Genomic DNA, 20,255 nt, shown 5'->3' on the forward strand with positions numbered 1-20,255 from the left:
CCTGTTTGCAGATAATGTGAGCTGAAAGGTGTTTTTATTTGCAGTTAATGTGAGCTGAAAATTGCCTTGTTTGCGAGCTGAAGCGTTTTTGTTTGCGAGCCGTTACAGTTAGCAATGCTTTTGAGGCCATTGTCACCCCGTGAGATTACTTTCTTTCATTAGCTGTTATTTCCTCCCAGAGATTCTAGTTGTTGAGCCAGTAGGTCGGCCATTTCATCTTCGGACATTTCTTCAAAACGCAATGTGTTCTCTATTTCTTCTTGTTCTACATTTTCAGTTTTATCTAGTTCAGAAGAAAATTCTACCTCTATGATATCAGTCGCTAGATACTCTACGAGTACTTCTAGTGTCGGATAATCAAATAACAATGTTGAACTTAAGCTTGTCCCTAAGCTGGACTCCAAGCGATTTTTTAATTCCACTGCCATCAGAGAATCCAATCCTAAGTCAAACAAACGTTGGCGCATCCCTATCTTTTGTTTATCTGTCCAGCCTAATGTCTTGGCAATTATCGATCGCAGGTGAGTTGTTAATAACTCCTGGCGTTCGGAAACTGCTGCTACTTCTAGTTGTTCTCTAAATGCCGATTTTTGGGTTAATAATGGCTCAGTTGAAATCAAATTAGACAAAAATGGGGTCTTTTGCTTACCTGGTAGTTGCTTGGCAAACTTTGACCAATTAATGGGCAAAACTCCAATCTGGCTGGGAGAGTTGGATAACAATGACTCTAATGCCTGCATTCCCATTTCTGGTTCTATGGCACTCACGCCAAGAGCATCGAACCGCTGCTGATGATGAGTATCTAAACTAGCTGCCATACCTGCTGATGCCCAAGCTCCCCAATTAATACTTAACCCTGGCAACCCCACACCTCGACGATAGCGAACGAGTGTATCCATAAATCCATTCGCTGCAGCATAATTTCCTTGACCTCGGGAGCCTAGCATGGAGGCTATAGAAGAAAAACAGACAAAGAAGTCTAAGGGTAAATCTTTGGTAAATTGATGCAAATACCAAGTTCCTTGCACTTTTGGAGCCATGACTTTGCTAAACTGCTGCCAACTTAGATTTTGTAGTAATCCATCATCCAACACTCCCGCAGCATGGATAACTCCTTTCAGTGGGGGCAATGATGCCTTTATCTGTTGAAAGATTTTAGCTACATCCTCTTGATGAGAAATGTCGCCTAATAGAACGCTTACATTTGCTCCGGCTGTTTCTAACTCCTGTATGGTTTTTTGTGCTGTTTGAGTGGGAGTACTACGCCCCATTAAAATTAAATGCTCGGCTCCCTGTTTGACCATCCATTGGGCTACCTCCAAACCTAATGCTCCTAATCCTCCTGTAATCAAATAACAGGCTTCTGGTTGGATGGACTTTAGCCCATCTTTAAATTGGGACATTTCTACCACTACCTTGCCTATATGCTTGGCTTGCTGCATATACCGAAAGGCTGCTGTGATTTCTTTACTGGGAAATACTCGATCGTGTAAGGCTTTAAGTTTTCGTTGATTCCATTGCTGGGTCAATTCCTCTGACATTTGAGCTATGACACCTGGTTTTTGTTGGGCTACTTCTCTCAAGTCAAAGGGAAAATAGCTGACATCTGGTCGTTTTTCTTTCACTTGCTCTTTGTCCCAAATCCCGATTTTACCGATTTCTACAAATCTTCCTGTTGGGGCTAATATTTCCAAGCTCTGGGGAATGTAGTCTCCATTGAGGCTATTGAGAACTACATCCACTCCTACTCCTGCGGTTAGCTCTCTGATTTCGGAGGTAAAATCTAGGGTGCGGGAGTTCATGATGTGTTTAATGCCCAGGGATTTGAGAAAGTCCCATTTACTAGGACTTGCAGTGGCAAAGATTTCTGCCCCTACAAGTTGGGCGATTTGTACTGCTGCTTGTCCTACTCCCCCTGCTGCTGCGTGAATTAATACTCGCTCTCCCGGTAGAATTTTAGCTAAGTTTTGCAACCCGTGGTAGGCAGTAAGGAATGCCAGGGGTAGGGTCGCCGCTTCGCTGAAACTCATTTCTTTGGGCTTGGCTACCACATACTCTACCGGAGCAGTTATGAAACTGCTGAAGCCATCGTGCAGCAGTATTCCTATTACTTCATCTCCTATTTTCCACTGTGAAACTTGCTCTCCTACTGCGGAGATTTTACCTGCACATTCAAACCCAAAGGTGAGTTGGTCTGCGCTGGTAATACCTAGGTGTTCGGCATAGTATTCTTTGAGTAATCCTAGGGCGTTGAGAACATCTCGGAAGTTTAGTCCTACTGCTCTGACTTCGATTTCTACTTCGTAATCCTTGGGTGTTTGGCGCTGCATTGGTTGCCAGTGGAGGTTGTCTATCACTCCGTATTCTGTGAGTTTTAACTGCACTGGTTGGTCTGCCGAGATAGTGTGGTTTTGCTGTGGTTGTTGTATTAGTCTGGCTACATAACGGCTTCCCAGACGCAGGGCTATTTGGTCTTCTACATCTTCTGATAAGAGTTCGGCGACTAGAGCATCCAGATTTTGAGTTATCTTGGATTCTGAATCTAGATCTAAGCGTTTACATCTCAATTCAGGGTGTTCTTGGGTTATGACTTGTCCTAGTCCCCATAAGCTTCCATACTCTGGGTTGGTTACTTCCGATTCTGAGTTGACACTTTGAGTCCCTTGGGTTACTAACCACAGTTGAGGGAATTTCTCGGGTTTGCTGTTGAAAATTACTTGCACCAAATGCAGTACTGTCGCACAACTTTGCTCTTGAATTGTTTCTAATTCTAGCTTTTCTTTGGTTTCCGTTTCTAGGAAGCTCCACAGATGCACAATACCTTTAATTCCTGGGTTTTCTTCTAGCAGTTGTTGAAATTGTTCACTACTGGTGGGGTTGATTTGATAGTGTTGTGGACTTAGTTGCTCATAGGTGTCTCCTACTGATACGGTGATGCACTCGTGACCTTGATTTTTTAGTGCTTCTACGAGTTGAGTATCTTGTGCGAAGACTAACCATTTGCTGGTTGCTGCTAGTGATGAAGTTGTTGAGGGCAGGGGTTGGGGTTGCCAGTTAATTTGATAAAACCAATGACTAATATCGGGTTGCAGACTTCTGAAAAGAGTCGATGTTGTGGTTGCTTTTAACCTTAATCCTTCCAGCTCTGCTAGGACAATTCCTTGACGTTCTACCAGAGTGATGTTTCCGGTTAAGCTAGTTTCTGGTATTTCTGCGATCGCCCATACTTGACTTATTGTTTGACGATACAGTTTCAATTTTTCTACCCCAACTGGCAGATAGGTTTTGTCCTCTGCTCCTTCTATGGCATGAGCCATAATTTGTAGCGCTGCATCTAAGAGAGCTGGATGGAGTTGATAGTCAGTTAATTGTGGTGTTAATTCCTCCGGTAAGACAATTTCAGCGATGACTTTTCCCTGACCTTTCCACAACTGTTTGATTCCCTGAAAACTGCTTCCGTAGTCTATACCTCGTGATTTAATTTTTTGATAATGGTGTTTAATTTCAATAGCTTGACTACACTCTTGCTTGTATTGCTCTAGGTCTATTTTGGCTCTTTCGCTGGTCGTCGAACCAGGGGCTATTTTCCCTTCGGCGTGCAACATCCATTGTGCTGTCTCTTGATTGCCTCCTTCTAATGTACTAAATATCTCGAATTTGTAGCTACTCCTTTCTAAAGAGCTGATTACTGTTTGTACCGTTTTAAGTTCTGCTTCTGGTAGGATTAAACCTCGTGCTATCACTATATCCGTTATTTCTACTACGGGGAGTTTGAGGCGAATTTTAGCAACTGCCAGAGACATTTCTAAGTAGCCTGTGGCTGGAAATAGAACCTTTTCAAATACTTGGTGGTGATTCAAGTAGGCTGGAGTTTCGGCACTTATATAGGATTGAAAACGATATTGATTCTCTATTCCCGCTAGATTGATTTGTTCTCCTAGTAGTGGGTGCAAATAGTTTTCTTTGGGTCTAATTTGTGGGTAGCCATTTTGAGTTTCCACCCAATATCTTTCTCGTTGGAACGGATAGGTTGGCAAAACAACTTTCTGATGGCGATAATCTCTCTCAAAACCTAACCAATCTACGTTGACTCCCTGCACATATAACTGTCCCAAACTAGAGAGCATTTGTTGCCATTCATCCACTCCCGGACGCAAGGATGGCAACCAAACACCAATTCCAGGTGGTAGACATTGCCTTCCCATTCCCAATAATACTGGTTTTGCCCCAATTTCTAGAAATAATTCATATCCTTGCTGATGCAGAGCGATCGTACTCTCAGCAAACCGCACTGGTTGCCGGATATGGTTTACCCAATATTTAGCTGTAGTAATTTGGTGATTTACCTGTTTGCCTGTGACATTTGATATCAGTGGTATCTTGGGTTGATGGTAGGTAATTTGATTTGCTACGGCTTCAAAATCTGCCAACATTGGTTCCATCAATGGGGAATGGAAAGCATGGGAGACTTGGAGTTGTTTGGTTTTTATCCCGGTTGATTCGAGGTTAGTAGCGATCGCTCTTACTGCTTCTTCTTTACCAGATATTACCATACTTTCAGGTCCATTAATCGCAGCAATAGCTATGTTTTCGTCCAGCGCCATCTCCTGCAACGTCTCTCTTATTTTTGACTCGGAAGCCATTACCGAAACCATCTCACCACCAGAGGGCAATTGTTGCATCAAACTTCCCCTAGCAGCAATAAGTTTCAAGCCATCTTCTAAACTGAATACTCCAGCTACATTAGCAGCTACATATTCACCTACACTGTGACCCATGACTGCATCCGGTTTAATCCCCCAAGACTGCCAGAGTTTGAATAGAGCATATTCTATGGTAAATAGAGCTGGTTGAGTGTAAGCTGTTTGGTCTAGTCTGGATGAATCTGATGAGTCGTCTGCTTGATAGAGAATTTCTCGTAAGGACTCAATTTGGAAAGTTTCTAAACTCCTGATAATTTCCTCACATCGATCGATCGCTTCCCGGAAAATGGGTGCTTGCTGATACAACTGCCTGCCCATATTGATGTATTGGGAACCTTGTCCTGTGAACAATAACGCAATTTTTGGTACTGCGGTGTTATTTGGCAGTTCTCCTGAGTAGATTCCGGCTACATCTTCTCCCTGTTGGTACTCTCGGAGTTTGTCAACTAAGTCTTGTTCGTTAGAGGCGACAACTGCTAGTCTATGGTTGAAGTGGGCACGTCCTATATTAGCAGTGTAACAGATATCGGCCACCCCTAATTCTGGGTGAGCTTTGAGATAATTTTCATAACTACTCACCAACTCACCAAGAGCTGTTTCAGTTTTACCCGAAAGAGTTAATATCTGGAGTGAACGTTCTAAGTCATCTTCACTGTTGCCTATTGCCTGTTGCCTGTTGCCTTCTCTTGGTGCTTCCTCCACAATAACATGAGCATTAGTTCCACTGAGACCAAAGGAACTAACTCCAGCTAGTCTCGTCTTACCCCCCTGCAACCATGACATTGCCTCTGTCGGAACAACTACGGGGATCTCTTCCCAGGGAATTCGTCTATTGGGCTGTTTGAGATGAAGATGCGGAGGAATCTTCTCATTTTGTAAACACAAAATAGTCTTGATTAATCCAGCAATTCCTGCTGCCCCCTCCGTATGACCAATATTGGTTTTGACAGAACTAATAATAATAGGTAAATTCTGAGGACGATTTTTACCATATACATTCACCAAAGCTTCCACCTCAATTGGATCTCCGAGGGGAGTACCAGTTCCATGACATTCTACATAGTCCACCTGAGAAGCCTCAACCTTGCCATTAGCCAAAGCTTGTTTGATCAAAGCTTCCTGAGCTAACCCATTGGGAACCGTCAACCCACTACTTGGGCCATCGTGATTTACCGCAGAACCTCGTATCAGAGCAATAATTTGGTCTCCATCTGCTTGTGCATCCGATAATCGCTTCAGAACAACAACTCCACATCCCTCGCCTCGTCCATAGCCATCGGCGCTCTCGTCAAATGTTTTACAACGGCCATCGGGTGAATTCATCTTGGAGCGAGATTCAATTACGCTCACCTCTGGAGTGAGCATCAGAGTTACCCCACCCACTATAGCAATTTTGCACTCTTGATTCCGCAGACTCTGGCAAGCCAGATGACACGCTACCAGAGAAGAAGAGCAAGCGGTTTCCACACTTAAAGCTGGCCCTTGCAACCCCAAGGTATAGGCAATCCTGCCAGCTCCAAAAAAAGAGCGATTACCAGAAGCTGTATGCAAGTCTGCTGGATTGGCTGCCAACTGCCCGTAGTCATGAGTCATCATGCCGATGAAGACTCCTGTTTGGCTGCCTCTAAGAGTCAGGGGTGATAAACCTGCATATTCCAGGCTTTCCCAACAGACTTCCAAGAGTAATCGGTGCTGAGGGTCGAGTTTTTTTAGCTTCACGAGGAGAAATCTTGAAAAACTCGGGATCGAATTTATCCACATCCGCGATGAAATTGGCAAAGCGAGTATACATTTTGCCCGTAGCATCAGGATTTGGATCGTAATATTGCTCAATATCCCAACGCTCTTTCGGCACCTCAGTGGCTGCGTCCATCCCTTGCTCGAGGAGCTGCCAAAAAGCTTCCGGATTGGGGGATTTTGGGAAGCGACACCCTACGCCAATAATGGCAATAGGTTCTGTATTAGCTTGTTCCAAAGCTTTTAGTTTAGCTTTCTTATCCCGTAGCTCGAGCAAAGCATCTCTAAGTAGTTGGGATTGATCTAATTTTTTTAGTCATAATTTGTGTTAACCCTCATATAATTCATCTGCTAGTAATGCCGCTAGTTCATCTGTAGAAAGTTCTGTTAGATCCTCAGTAGAATTTAGTTCTACAGTGGAAGCATCTTCCAATTCCTCTTCCTCAAAGCTAATAGTGTCCAAAACCTCACAAGCCAGATAATCAACTAAATCATAAATATTGGAGTAATTGAACAGAGCGGTTACTGACAAGGAACACCCTAAACTCAATTGTAAGCGATTCCTGAGTTCTGCCAACATCAATGAATCTATGCCCAGATCGAACAAGCCACCCTGAAAATCTATCCGCTCTGGATCTGCAACCTCAAGCACTTGAGCCACCAACCTCCGAACTTCCTGAACCAGAAGTTGGCGACGTTGTTCGGGGGAGACAGCTTCTAACTGCTGAATCAACCATCCATCCTGAGATTGTTTTGACTGCTTTTGAGCCAAGTTCCCAAGCATTGGCACGGTTATTCCTGTCTGTACTTGGAACCACTGCGACCAATTAATAGGCATCACGCCCACTTGGGCAACCCCAAGTTTTAGAACCTCTTCCAATGCTTGTATCCCTTCCCGAACATCAATGGGTTGTAACCCTAAATTATGCCAGCGAGTTAGGTGTTCATCTCCTAACCGAGCAGCCATACCTACTGATGCCCATGGTCCCCAATTGATGCTTAATCCAGGTAATCCTTGACCTTGACGATAATAAGCTAATGCATCCATAAAAGCATTGGCAGCAGCATAGTTCCCTTGACCAGAATTCCCCAATATCGAAGCCATAGAGGAGAAACAGACAAAGAAATCTAGAGGTAAATCTTTAGTGCGTTGATGCAAATGCCAAGTTCCTGCTACTTTTGGTGCCATAACTTTCGTAAACTTCTGCCAACTTAGATTTTGCACTAAGCCATCATCCAACACCCCGGCTGCATGAATTACCCCTTTGAGTGGTGGCAATGAGTCCTGAATGTGGTTGATAATCCTCACGGCATCTGGTTGTTCGGATATATCTCCTGACAAAACAGAGACTTGGCTGCCAGCTTGTTCTAATTTCTCAATGGTTTCCCTCGCCATTTGATTAGGAGAACTACGTCCTATTAAAATCAGATGTTTAGCACCTTGAGCAACTAACCATTGGGCTACCTCTAACCCTAATGCTCCCAAACCACCAGTAATCAGATAACAGGCTTCTGATTGAATCGAGAGTTGTTGTGAGGTGACTTTCTGCTTTGGTTGTCGGACTAATCGGGCGACATAACGGATTCCCTGACGAATGGCAATCTGGTCTTCATCATTATTAGACAACAGTTCATCTACTAAGCTGGGAATGGCTTCAGTAATCGGGGAGTTGGGATCTAAATCAACTCGGAAACAACTGATTTCTGGTTGTTCCAGACGAATAACTCGTCCTAGTCCCCAAATAGAGCCTTGCTGTGGTTGCACCACGTCTGCTTCATCGAATACACTCTGAGTTCCTTGGGTAACTAACCACATCGGCACGACATGAGTTAATCCAGCTTGAGTTAGGGCTTGTACTAAATGGAGTACCGCTGCACAACCTAGTTCTTGGGCTGTTTGTAACTCTTGGATACCAATAGGAACGGAAGTTTCATTAACCCCCCATAAATGCAAAATACCTTTGATGTCAGTATTGTCTTGCAGCAGTTGTCGGAACTGTTGGACAATAGTAGGATTGATTTGATAATGTCGATCACCTAATTTTTGGTATTCTGAACCTGGAGATACCCAAATACAGTTATATCCCTTTTTGCTTAACTGCTGACTCATCAGCTCTACCCATTCATTAGTGAGGGCAAATATTAACCAATTCCCTGTTTCATTTTGATTAGATCGGGCGGTTGAGGGTAGGGGTAGGGCTTGCCAGTTGATTTGATAAAACCAATGACTTAAATCAGAACCCAGAGTCATTAGCAAGGTTTCTGGATTAGCTTTTCTACATTCAAAACCAGTGACTTGAGCAACTAGCTGTCCATCTTGGTCAAATAATTGTATATCAGCTTTTAATTGTTCTTCTGCTTGTTTATCTTGCAAGACACGGGTAGAACACCAAAGTAACCCAGACTGAGGACGATTATAGAAAATAAATTTCTCTACACTGAACGGCACAAACGTTTCATTATTGTCATCAAATTGACTTAAATCAAGTGCAATTATTGATTGAAAACATGAATCAATTAAAGCCGGATGTAGTTGATACTTGGTTACATCCAGAATGGTTTTAGGTACTCTCATTTGACAGAGAACTTCTCCCTCTCCCAACCAAATTTTATCAATCCAGCGGAAACTCTCTCCTAATTGAATTTGTCTATTCCAGAGATGCTCATAAACTTCTGTATTCTCTATTTGTTTAGGACATCGAGCTTGAATCTCTTCTAGAGGTATTAGTGATGGTTCAGCCTTGACAGTCACTAATTTCCCGGTAGCATGAACAGAGCAAGAACTGCCTTGATTACCATTATTTGACAGTTCATGAGTCGGTAAATCTAAAGAGTTTTCACAGCTAATCACTTGAAATGCATAGGAATTATCCTGTGGAGTCAAAGCTACCTGCACTGTTTTTGTTCCTTGCTCTGGAATTGCTAGAGCTTGGGGGAAAAGAATATTCTCTAGTTGATATTCGTTTGTAGGTAGGGTGAAAGATGCTGCTGCTAACAATAAGGAGATGTGACTTGCACCAGGAACTACAACTTGCTCATATATACAGTGATCTGATAAAAATGGAAGATTTTGGGTGCTAAAGTGAGACTCAAAAAAGATTTCTTTGGCTAAGGGGGATTGAAACTTTTGATCGATCAGAGGATGAAGTTTAGTTGTAGAGGTTGCTTTTCTATGCCAATCTCTAGCTGTTTCTACCCAATACCGCTGTCGTTGGAAGGGATAAGTTGGTAAGATAACTTTCTCATGGCTATAATCTTGGTAAAATCCTGACCAATCTACTTGCGCTCCCTGTACATACAACTGTCCTAAACTAGAGAGCATTTGTTGCCATTCACCCCTCAAAAGCGAAGCATCCTTTGGCTTCCCATCCTTAAAAAGCGAAGCATCCTCTGGCTTCCCCCTTGGAAAGGGGGACGGGAGGAGGATTTTACCGGGACGTAACGATGGTAACCATACACCGATATCTTCTGGTAGACATTGACGACCCATCCCTAATAATATTGGTTTTGGCCCTATTTCCAGGAATACTTCCGAACCTTGTTGGTGGAGAGTTTCCATACTCGCAGCAAACTTTACAGGTTGCCGTATATGATTGACCCAATAGTTGGCTGTGGCGATACTATTGTCTGCTTTTGTGCCGGTAACATTGGAAATCAGTTGTATTTTTGGTTGATAGTAGGTAATTTGCTTGGCTAGTACTTCAAATTCTGCCAACATCGGTTCCATCAAGGGTGAATGGAAGGCGTGGGAGACTTGTAGTTGTTTAGTTTTGACTCCATCTGACTCTACAGCACTGACAATAGCAGCGATCGCTTCACCTTCACCAGAAATTACCACACTTGATGGTCCATTAACTGCAGCGATTGCTACTTTTTCTGCATAGGGTGCAATCAGCTCGCGGACTTTAGACTCTGATGCCATTAGTGAAACCATCTCGCCACCAGAGGGCAATTGTTGCATTAATTTGCCCCTAGATGCAATTAGTTTCAGACCATCTTCTAAAGAGAATACTCCGGCTACGGTTGCTGCCACATATTCTCCTACACTGTGACCCATCACCACATTGGGTTTAATCCCCCAAGATTCCCATAACTTGAACAAAGCATATTTTATGGCAAACAGAGCGGGTTGGGTATAAGCTGTTTGATCGAATAGAGAAGAGCTTGATAGTTGTTCATCTTGAGGATATAGAACTTTTAAGAGTGGGTATTCCAGATAAGACTGTAAGATTTGGTCGCATTGCTCTAAAGTTTTACGAAAAGTCGGCTGGGTTTCATACAGTTCCCTTCCCATATTCACATACTGGGAACCTTGGCCGGTAAACAGGAATGCTATTTTCGGTGGATTTTGGCTAGTCTGTCCAGATAAGAGTCCAATGACTTCCTCCCCAGTTTTCACAGAAAGTAGTTTTTCTGCTAATTCCTGGCTCTCAGAAGCAATAACCGCTAGTCGGTGTTTGAAATCAGCTCTTCCTGTATTAGCAGTGTAACAAACATCTTCTAGCTTCAATTCTGGATAATTTTCCAAATAATGGAGATAACTACTTACTAACTCCGCCAGCGCTATTTCTGTTTTTGCTGAGAGAGTTAAGAGATGAACCGGACGTTCTGGAACATCTTTAATTTTGACTTTTGAATTTTGACTTTTGAATTTTACTGGCGCTTCTTCAAGCACCACATGAGCATTCGTGCCACTAATAGCAAAGGAACTCACTCCTCCGACTCGTTTACTATCAGATGAAGACCAAGGTATCAGTTGAGTAGGAACTTCTAGAGAGAGATTTTCCCAATCAATATAAGGGTTAGGATTGACAAAGTTTAGATGAGGTGCAAATTTTTGATGTTGCAGTTGCAAAACTACCTTAATCAAACCAGCAATTCCCGCTGCTGCTTCTAGATGTCCTATATTAGTCTTCACTGAACCAATCCTCAAGGGATTTTCCTGGTTACGTCCCTGTTCAAACACACTGGCTAAAGCTCGCACTTCCATCGGATCGCCTAAAGAAGTTCCTGTACCATGAGCCTCCACATAACTCACCTGGGATGGTTCTACTTTCGCTGCTTTGAGCGCTTGCTGAATCAGCTTTTCTTGAGCCAGTTTATTAGGTACTGTCAATCCGCTACTCGGTCCATCATGATTAACCGCTGAACCACGAATTACTGCCCAGATTCGGTCACCATCTTTAACCGCATCAGACAGACGTTTGAGTACCACCATACCACATCCTTCTCCTCTGCCATAACCATCAGCCGCAGCATCAAAAGTCTTACACTTGCCATCCGGTGATAGAGCTTTCAATTTTGATAGTGCGGTAGTAATTTGAGGAGAGAGAATAAGCTGTACCCCTCCAGCTAAAGCCAGATTGGACTCATGCTGACGCAGACTCTGACAAGCCTGATGTACAGCTACCAGAGAGGCTGAACAAGCTGTATCTATGACTAGAGAGGGACCTTGTAATCCTAAAAAGTAAGATAGCCGACCAGGGGCAAAGCAAAAGGGATTTCCTGTACCATCATAAGAGCTGATATTTTCGAGATGATTGAGGCTCAAATTAGCATAATCGTTTTGACCCATGCCCAGAAATACTCCTGTCTGAGTGTTTTCTAGTTTTTGGGGGTTAATTCCAGCTCGTTCGAGAGCTTCCCAAGTCACTTCCAAAAGAAAACGTTGCTGTGGATCGAGGCTATTTGCTTCTCTGGGAGAAATGCCAAAAAACTCCGTATCAAACTGGTCTACTTCCTCAACTAATGAAGCATGGCGGATATACATTTTCCCTGGAGTATCAGGGTCAGGATGATAGAAATAATCTATATCCCAGCGTTGGGGTGGGATTTCTATAACAGCATCTTCGCCATTAGCTAACAGTTGCCAAAATTTTTCTGGTGTATTGACATTTCCAGGAAATCTACAGCCGATGCCAATAATGGCAATAGCTTCGTTTCTGGCAAGATCCATCATCTCCAACTTAGCTTCTGCCAAGGCTTCAGATTCCTCTTCTAAAACATCTTCTACATCAGATAGATTCCGAGAGGAATTCTCTATTGATTGCCATTCCATTACTTCCTCAAATATATATTGAGATAGTTTTGCAATGGTGGGATATTCAATAGCTACTGTCGTCGGCAAGGTAATCTCTAGTTGAGCTTGCAGTCGATTCTTTAATTCTACGGTCGTCAGAGAGTCCATTCCCATTTCCATCAAGCCAAAATTCACTTCCGGTAATTGAGATGAACTTAAACCTAAGACCCGAGCGACTTGATCCCGAATGTATTCCGTTAAAATTTCCTGACGTTCACCTGGTAATGCCTTCTCTAATTGTTCTAAAATTTCTTGGTTTAGCTTCTGTTGGAGCACATTTTGTTGCTGTTTTTTTTCCTGTGGCAATAGTTCCCGCAGTAATGAACTTTTATTGAAATTACTCCACTTTTTGGCCAATAGCGACCAGTCTACAGATACAAAACCCACTTGTCCAGTTAGAGCTTGATTTCTTAATAGTTGCTCTAAGGCATACATTCCTTGTTTTGGAGTAATATTACTTATTCCACTGGTACGAATTCGATTCTGATGCTCAACTGCTAAACGAGTTGCCATGCCTCCAGATTTCCAAGCTCCCCAGTTGATACTTAATCCTGATAATCCCAGGCTTTGACGATAGCGAACTAAGGCATCCATAAAGGCATTGGCTGCGGCATAGTTTCCTTGACCTGATAAACCAATTAAGGCAGCCATTGAAGAGAAACAAACAAAGAAATCTAAGGGTATATTTTGAGTAAGCTGATGTAAATTCCAAGTTCCTCTTACCTTTGATGCCATCACCTCAGTAAAATGCGACCAACTCATCTGTTCCAGAGTAGCGTCATCAAGCACTCCGGCTGCATGAATAATGCCTTTGAGTGGAGGTAAAGATGTCTGGATTTGTTCGATAATTTTGGTTACAGCTTGTTCAACAGCAATATCTCCTAATAAAACTTTGACTTGAACTCCTGCTTGTTCTAATTTCTGTATGCTTTCTTGAGCTGCTTCTGTTGGAGCACGTCGCCCAGTTAAGACCAGATTTCTAGCTCCTTTTTCTACTAGCCATTGAGCTGTATGTAACCCTAAAGCTCCCATCCCTCCAGTAATCAAGTAAGTGGCATCAGATGCTAATGATAGGGGTTCAAAAGATGCTTGGGGAGATTGCCGAACTAGAACTAAACGAGCTACATAGGTTTGTTCTCCCCGTAAGGCTAGATGGTCTTCTTCTGGCTTGGTTACTAGTAGCTGCAGTAGCGCTTCTACTTCATTTTCTGGTGTTTGTGGATCTAAATCTACCAGTCCTCCCCACAGTTGTGGATGTTCTAAAGATATTACTCGACCGAATCCCCATAAGGGTGAGGTAGCTACTGTTAGTTTCTCTGAGTGAGATATGACTGCCTGAGTGCCTCTGGTGACTAGCCATAGTTGGGGAATATTGGTAGTTTTGAGCAAAGTCTGTAGTAGATACAAAATGCTGCCACATCCCCATTCTTGAGTTTCTTCTAGACTCTGAAGGCTTAAACATTCTGTAGTTGGAGCATCTAAACTCCACAAATGAATTACTGTTGACAACGGCAATTGATTGGCTTCCTCAATAGCCTTATGGAGTTCTTCAAATTCTTCAGAAGCAGAAGGATTGAGTTGATATGTTCCTACTGCTCGTTTTTGATAGCTATCTGATCGATAAACTAGGCTGCATTCATGTCCTTGCTCTTGCAATTTTGGGGCTAATTTTTCTGCCAATCCGGTATTATCTGCAAAAATCAACCAATGACTCAGTTTGATGCTGGTTTGAGCCTGAGTTTGAGGTAAAGATTGCCACTGTAGTTGATAGAACCAATCTTTAATTGTTGCGGTTGCTAATTGTTGTTGATGTTGTTTAGCTAGTACTTCCAATATTTCGGGTAAAAGTTTAAGCTGTTCTGGTGAAAAGCTAGCAGATTTTTCCAGTTGTTGTGCTAGGGTTCGCGTTTCTCCTTGACTGAGCAGATTAACGATCGCCGTATTACTATGTTCTGATATCTGAGGACTCTGCTGGGAGTGTCCGTTTTCTTTGGTTTCTAGCCAATACCGTTCTCGTTGGAAGGGATATGTCGGCAAGGCTACTTTCTGACGAGTATAATCTCGGTCAAATCCAAGCCAATTAATTTTAGCCCCCTGTACATATAACTGTCCTAAACTTGAGAGCATCTGCTGCCATTCTTCTACTCCAGGACGCAATGATGGCAACCAAATTCCTACCTCTTCTGGTAAACATTGAGACCCCATGCCGAGTAATATTGGCTTGGGTCCAAGTTCCAGGAATAACTCACATCCTTCCTGATGCAGAGCGATCATACTCTGGGCAAACCGCACGGGTTGGCGCACATGATTGACCCAATATGTGGCCGAGGTAATCTCAGCATCTACCAGTTGGCCAGTGACATTGGATATCAGTGGTATCTTAGGCTTATGGTAGTTGATTTCTTGTGCTACAGTTTCAAACTCTGCCAACATCGGTTCCATCAAATGGGAATGGAACCCATGAGATACTTGTAGTTGTTTAGTTTTGATTCCCGTAGATTCGAGGTGTGTTGCGATCGCTCTTACTGCTTTAGACTCACCAGAAATTACTATACTTTGGGGACCATTGATGGCTGCTATGGCTACTTTTTCTTCCAGGGACATCTCCTTCAATGTTTCTTGGACTTTTAACTCTGAGGCCATGACGGAAACCATCTCACCACCAGCAGGTAATCCTTGCATTAACCTTCCTCTGGCAGCAATGAGTTTCAAGCCATCTTCTAAACTGAATACTCCTGCTACAGTAGCAGCTACATATTCGCCCACACTATGACCCATAACTACATCTGGTTTAATGCCCCAGGATTGCCAGAGTTGGCATAAGGCATATTCGATGGCAAATAGGCAGGGTTGGGTATAGGCTGTTTGGCTTAGTAGGGAGGAACCTGATGAGCCGTCTGCTGGATAGAGTACTTCTCCTAATGAGCTTTTCTGGAAGGTTTCTACAGTCTTGAGAAGCTCCTCACATTGGTTAATCGCTTCACGGAAAATTGGTGCTTGTTGATACAACTCCCTTCCCATGTTCACATATTGGGAACCTTGGCCTGTAAATAGGAAGGCAATTTTAGCTGCTGTAGTGTTATGGTCGTGTTTTCCTGAGTAAATTCCAGCTACTTCTTCTCTCTGTTGGTGCTGTTGGAGTTTTTCAACTAATTCTTGCTGGTTAGAGGCGACAACTGCTAGTCTGTGGTTGAAGTGAGTTCTTCCGGTATTAGCTGTATAGCAGATATCAGCTAACCCTAATGCTGGATGAGTAGTTAGATAATCTTGATAACTCCTGACTAACTCACCAAGAACCCTTTCTGTTTTCGCTGACAGTGTTAGCAGATGAACTGGACATTCTAGAACATCTTGACTTTTGACTTTTGACTTTTGAATTTTGAATTTTACTGGAGCCTCTTCCAAAACAACATGAGCATTAACCCCACCAAAACCAAAAGCACTCACTCCAGCACGTCTGGGAATTGTCTCTCCTAATTCTGTCTTTAATTGTTGCCAATCTTGGGTTTCACGAACGATGTAAAATGGACTATTCTCTAGCTTAATGCGGGGATTTAATTGTTCAAAGTTAACCATTTTGGGCAATTTCCGATGCCTCATTGCCAAAAGAACTTTGATAACCCCAGCAATTCCAGCCGCAGCTTCTAAATGTCCAATATTGGTCTTAACTGCTCCTAGACCACAATAGGGTTTTTCTGGTAAAGGTAACTCATACTGTTGATGCAGTTGTCTAAAGCTTCGTTTGAGACCATTAATTTCAATTGGGTCTCCCAATGGTGTACCTGTACCATGGGTTTCGATATAAGATACAGTATTTGGGGGAACACCCGCTTTTGTATAGGCGGCTCCAATTGCTTTAGCTTGGGCATAAATATTGGGAGAAGTTAGAGTTCGTGCCTTCCCGCCATGATTAACCGCACTACCTTTGATTACACCATAAATATAATTCTTATCCTTTATTGCTTGCGCTAGAGGTTTTAGTAAGATCAGCCCTGCTCCTTCTCCCCTGACATAACCATCTGCTTCACTGTCAAATGTTTTACATTGACCATTAGGAGATAACATTCCTAGTTGACTGAAGGAGATATAACTGGTGGGGGAACACAATACACTAACTCCACCGACTAATGCCATCTCACATTCTTTTCCTTGGATGGCATTAACTGCTTGATGAAGTGCTACCAACGAACTAGAACAAGCTGTATCTATGGGAACACTTGGACCATGAAAATTGAAGAAGTAAGATATTCGATTGGGAATTATACAGGTGTAGGTTCCTGTTGCCGTATGTCCTTCAATCAGGTTTTCATCCTGGTGTTGTAGTTGAGTGTAGTCATAGTTACAAGAACCTATAAATACTCCAACTTGGCTTCCAGACAGTTCCAATGGTGAATAGCCAGCATCCTCTAGACAAGACCAACTCAACTCTAGCATAATTCTTTGTTGAGGGTCCATCCTTTGTGCCTCTCTTGGGGAGATGCCGAAGAACTGAGCATCAAATTGATCTACTGATTCCATCAGTCCTCCCCATTTACTAATAGTTGTCAGGGGGACTTCTGAATTGGGAGAATAATACTTTTCTACTTCCCACCTCTGTTGAGGAATTTCGGTGATACTATTGACTCCTTGTTCAAGGTTTTCCCAGAATTGGTTGTAGTTATTAGCTTCTGGAAAACGACAAGCAATACCAATAATTGCAATGCTATTTTCTAATTGAGTTGCCGAAAAATCGGAATCAGTTTTTCTTAACATCTTTGATTTTATATTGATAGCTATAGTTACTAATGGGCCATGAACAGCAGTCTCTGATTCAAGTCAAGCAATAGACATCTCCAGAAAAGAGGCAACAGGCAATGTGGAAAATCTTCTGGCTGTAAAAAAGGTCAAGTTCGTAGCAAAAGAAAAGGATACCCAATAGCGAAAAAAGGAAAAGGTAAATTTGAAAGCAAAAAAAAAACACAAAAAAGGCGTAATCAGCTTAATTAATCTCAATATTTGTTTTTCATATCTGTTGTATAGTCTAAGTTTTTTTCCCTCCTTTGCTTGATTTTATTTTCAACTATTTAATCTAAACTCCAGATATAAAAATTGTACCCGAACTTCTCACAAAAAAATAATCCCTAACCTCAAAAGCTTACAGCAGTTTTCATGTGGGTAGACCACAGTAGGGGCGTTAGCGGCCGTTTGCTGACGCATAGCTGACGAATGGTGCCCCTACAGGGTTTTCGTTATGACGATGTGGTTCATCAATCAGCAAAAGCGCTGTAAGCAGGACTTACGCAAAAGACATAGGTATAGAAGGCGTTGCATATTTGTAGGATGAATGATAGGTTGAGAGAGAGAAAATGAAAGAGAAAAGCATGAAATGTCCAGAGTGCCAATCTAATGTTATTGGCTTTCGAGGTATAGAGAGGGCTAGTAACTGTTGCTCATAATCTGGTATAATCTCCAATCATCTATTCTATGCTACTTGGATTCAAATTGGATGGGTTAAAACTTATGAAATCTTGCCAGATAATGTCAATCTGTCGTCTGTAACTATTAGTCGAAAAGCAAGCCGTTGGTTTTGAGCTTTAAAGTAGAAAGAGAATCTCAAATTACTGAGAAGTCATATAGATGTAGTTGGTGTAGATTGTAGATTTAGGTGTAAAATCACTGGCCACACTATCTACTGGTATAATATCGTTGGCAACATTAACTGTTTTTTCCTTGCTTATGGGCAATGCACACAATCACAGAGAGGTTCCATAGTCGTTTCAACTATGTTAGAGACAATATTCATATTATCATTCCCACACTTTCTTGATAAACTACTAAAAGTTTTTACTCAATATTCACTCAAGGAGAATTTGATGAAATCACTTACAAGTTTATTACTCAATTCAGCTAATAAAACAAGTTTCTTAGGAAACTTATTAACAGGTACAGTACGAGGAGACTTGGTTTTCCCTTTCCCAGCTCAAGAAAAAGAAGATGAAATTATTGGCACCGAAATCACGGCTAAACTCGAAGCTTTACTCAAAGATAAAGTCGATCGTACTCAAGTAGATACAACCCAAAGCTTGCCGGATGGTTTATTCGACGAACTCCGGGATGGAGGGTTTATGAACCTGCGAGACCCAGTTGATTATAGTGGACTCGGATTATCTAGTTTCAATACTTTCCGTCTGATTAAACAAGCAGCAGAATACTCAACTACGGTTGCCCTCGCTATGGCAGTTCAAACCTCAATTGGTATTGGAGGTTATCTGAAATATATACCCGAGGGGTCTCTTCGTGATTTTGTACTCAAACACACTAAGAAGCGATCGATTTCCGGTAATGCCGATGCTGAACCAGTAGGGGCGTCCCATCCAAAACGTTTTACAACAGCCACTCTGACTGAAGATAGTACAGCCTATATACTCAACGGAAAGAAACTGTATATTTCTAATGCGTCTATAGCTGATATTCTTATTGTTTCTGCAAGGGTTTGCGAACAGGAACAAGAAATTACTCGTCTGTTTTTTATCGAAACTTCATCCCCAGGTTTTCAAGTGACAGCAAAGCACGAGTACATGGGTTTAAAAGGATTTCCCTCTGTAGAGATTCAACTTAATAATGTCCGCGTGCCCAAAGAGCAAGTATTAGTTGAACCGCCATTGGAAGGTTTAACACTCTCTAGTCACCTAACCCTAATGTTGGGGCGTATATATATGCAAGTCGCTCCCAGTGTAGCTATTGGTGAGCTTTGTACTAAATGGATGCGTGATTATCTCAAGAGACGTTCGAGTATTGACTTACCTCTAGAGAAATATGAGGCACTCCAAAATATAGTGGCATTGTCTTTAGCAGAAGTTTTTGCCATGCAAACTGTTGCCGAGTGGTCAGTGCTAACAGAGGATCAAAGGAATGATTTGGAACCTAAGTTAGAGCAAGTTGTTGCCAGAAATATATGTGCTAATACCTGTTGGCGTATTCTAGATCGAACCATGTCTCTGATGGCAACAGAAGGATATGAGACTGCTCAAAGTAAGAAAGCGCGTGGAGTTACAGCCATTCCTGTTGAGTGTTGTTTGAGAGACGCAAGGGCTTTGCGGACTCAGTGTGGATCTGACTTTTGTTAGATTGTTTGTTTGCACAAATGATTATTTTTCCGATTTTTTACCAAAAAAATAATGATTTGAATGTCAATCCAGTAAGTGAGAGTCAAGATGCCATTCTTGATAGCTTATCAGATAGAAATAAAGCACACTGGCATTTTCTAGTTGAAGAAAGTGTTTCCTTGGCAAATATTTGTCAAAATTTGGTCAAAAAATATCCTAATCCGGGAGATTTATATCCAAAAGAAGAGAAGATGATCCTCACAACACAGATGGCCAGTGAATTAATGACAATATCTCTTGTCCTGTCTAAGGCAGCATCCCTTGAAGCAACTCTTCAACCTAATCCACAAGATATGGCGGACATTTATTGCACGGCGGCAAAATACCGTATCTCTGACTTGAAAAACAAACTCCTAGCAGAAGAACATCCAAATTACCAAGGTGTCTTTCAGGATTGGCTAAGTATTGATTAAACCGATAATCAATTATTGATGGGGTAGAAAAGCTGTGTTCAGAAAACTTTTCACCCCATTGGTTTGGACAAAGATGAGCACTTATTGACCACGTAAGTAACTAAGCGTTTCTCCCCTGGAGTATCTTCCCAATTTTCCATAACCTCTCTTCAACCTAAGTACAGGACAAAAACTGTAA

General features: G+C 42.2%; 6 protein-coding genes. 2 read left to right on the forward strand and 4 right to left on the reverse strand.

Going from position 1 to position 20,255, the window contains the following annotated elements:
- Window positions 1–158 precede the first annotated feature (158 nt).
- The 4 genes from SAGCYANO_RS01635 to SAGCYANO_RS47240 form a co-directional block, all read right to left on the reverse strand.
- The gene (locus tag SAGCYANO_RS01635) at window positions 159–6,422 is read right to left on the reverse strand and encodes a type I polyketide synthase (protein WP_237395539.1); all 6,264 of its coding nucleotides are present in this window, start codon (window positions 6,420–6,422) and stop codon (window positions 159–161) included.
- Window positions 6,328–6,717, reverse strand: a complete 390-nt coding sequence (locus SAGCYANO_RS43810; RefSeq protein WP_237395541.1) for a beta-ketoacyl synthase N-terminal-like domain-containing protein — start codon at window positions 6,715–6,717, stop codon at window positions 6,328–6,330. The genes SAGCYANO_RS01635 and SAGCYANO_RS43810 overlap by 95 nt, the downstream gene beginning before the upstream one ends.
- A gap of 51 nt (window positions 6,718–6,768) precedes the next feature.
- Window positions 6,769–17,271, reverse strand: coding sequence for a type I polyketide synthase (locus SAGCYANO_RS01640; RefSeq protein ID WP_202218499.1), 10,503 nt, complete (start codon window positions 17,269–17,271; stop codon window positions 6,769–6,771).
- 845 nt (window positions 17,272–18,116) lie between these two features.
- On the reverse strand, window positions 18,117–18,242 hold the full coding sequence (locus SAGCYANO_RS47240; protein WP_255502438.1) for a hypothetical protein: 126 nt from the start codon (window positions 18,240–18,242) through the stop codon (window positions 18,117–18,119).
- A 129-nt stretch (window positions 18,243–18,371) separates the two neighbouring features.
- Between SAGCYANO_RS47240 and SAGCYANO_RS01645 the strand changes: the two genes are divergently transcribed.
- The gene (locus SAGCYANO_RS01645) at window positions 18,372–19,625 is read left to right on the forward strand and encodes an acyl-CoA dehydrogenase family protein (protein ID WP_202218500.1); all 1,254 of its coding nucleotides are present in this window, start codon (window positions 18,372–18,374) and stop codon (window positions 19,623–19,625) included.
- Window positions 19,619–20,077, forward strand: coding sequence for a hypothetical protein (locus tag SAGCYANO_RS01650; RefSeq protein WP_237395542.1), 459 nt, complete (start codon window positions 19,619–19,621; stop codon window positions 20,075–20,077). The genes SAGCYANO_RS01645 and SAGCYANO_RS01650 overlap by 7 nt, the downstream gene beginning before the upstream one ends.
- The last annotated feature ends 178 nt before the right edge of the window (window positions 20,078–20,255 follow it).

Origin of the sequence: Okeania sp. KiyG1 (assembly GCF_014132355.1) — a bacterium.
In the GTDB taxonomy this organism is placed as follows: domain Bacteria; phylum Cyanobacteriota; class Cyanobacteriia; order Cyanobacteriales; family Microcoleaceae; genus Okeania.

Excerpts from the sequence above, each read along its gene's own strand:
- SAGCYANO_RS01640 (WP_202218499.1), bottom strand. The coding sequence starts at position 17,271 with ATGTTAAGAAAAACTGATTCCGATTTTTCGGCAACTCAATTAGAAAAT.
- SAGCYANO_RS01645 (WP_202218500.1), top strand. The coding sequence starts at position 18,372 with ATGAAATCACTTACAAGTTTATTACTCAATTCAGCTAATAAAACAAGT.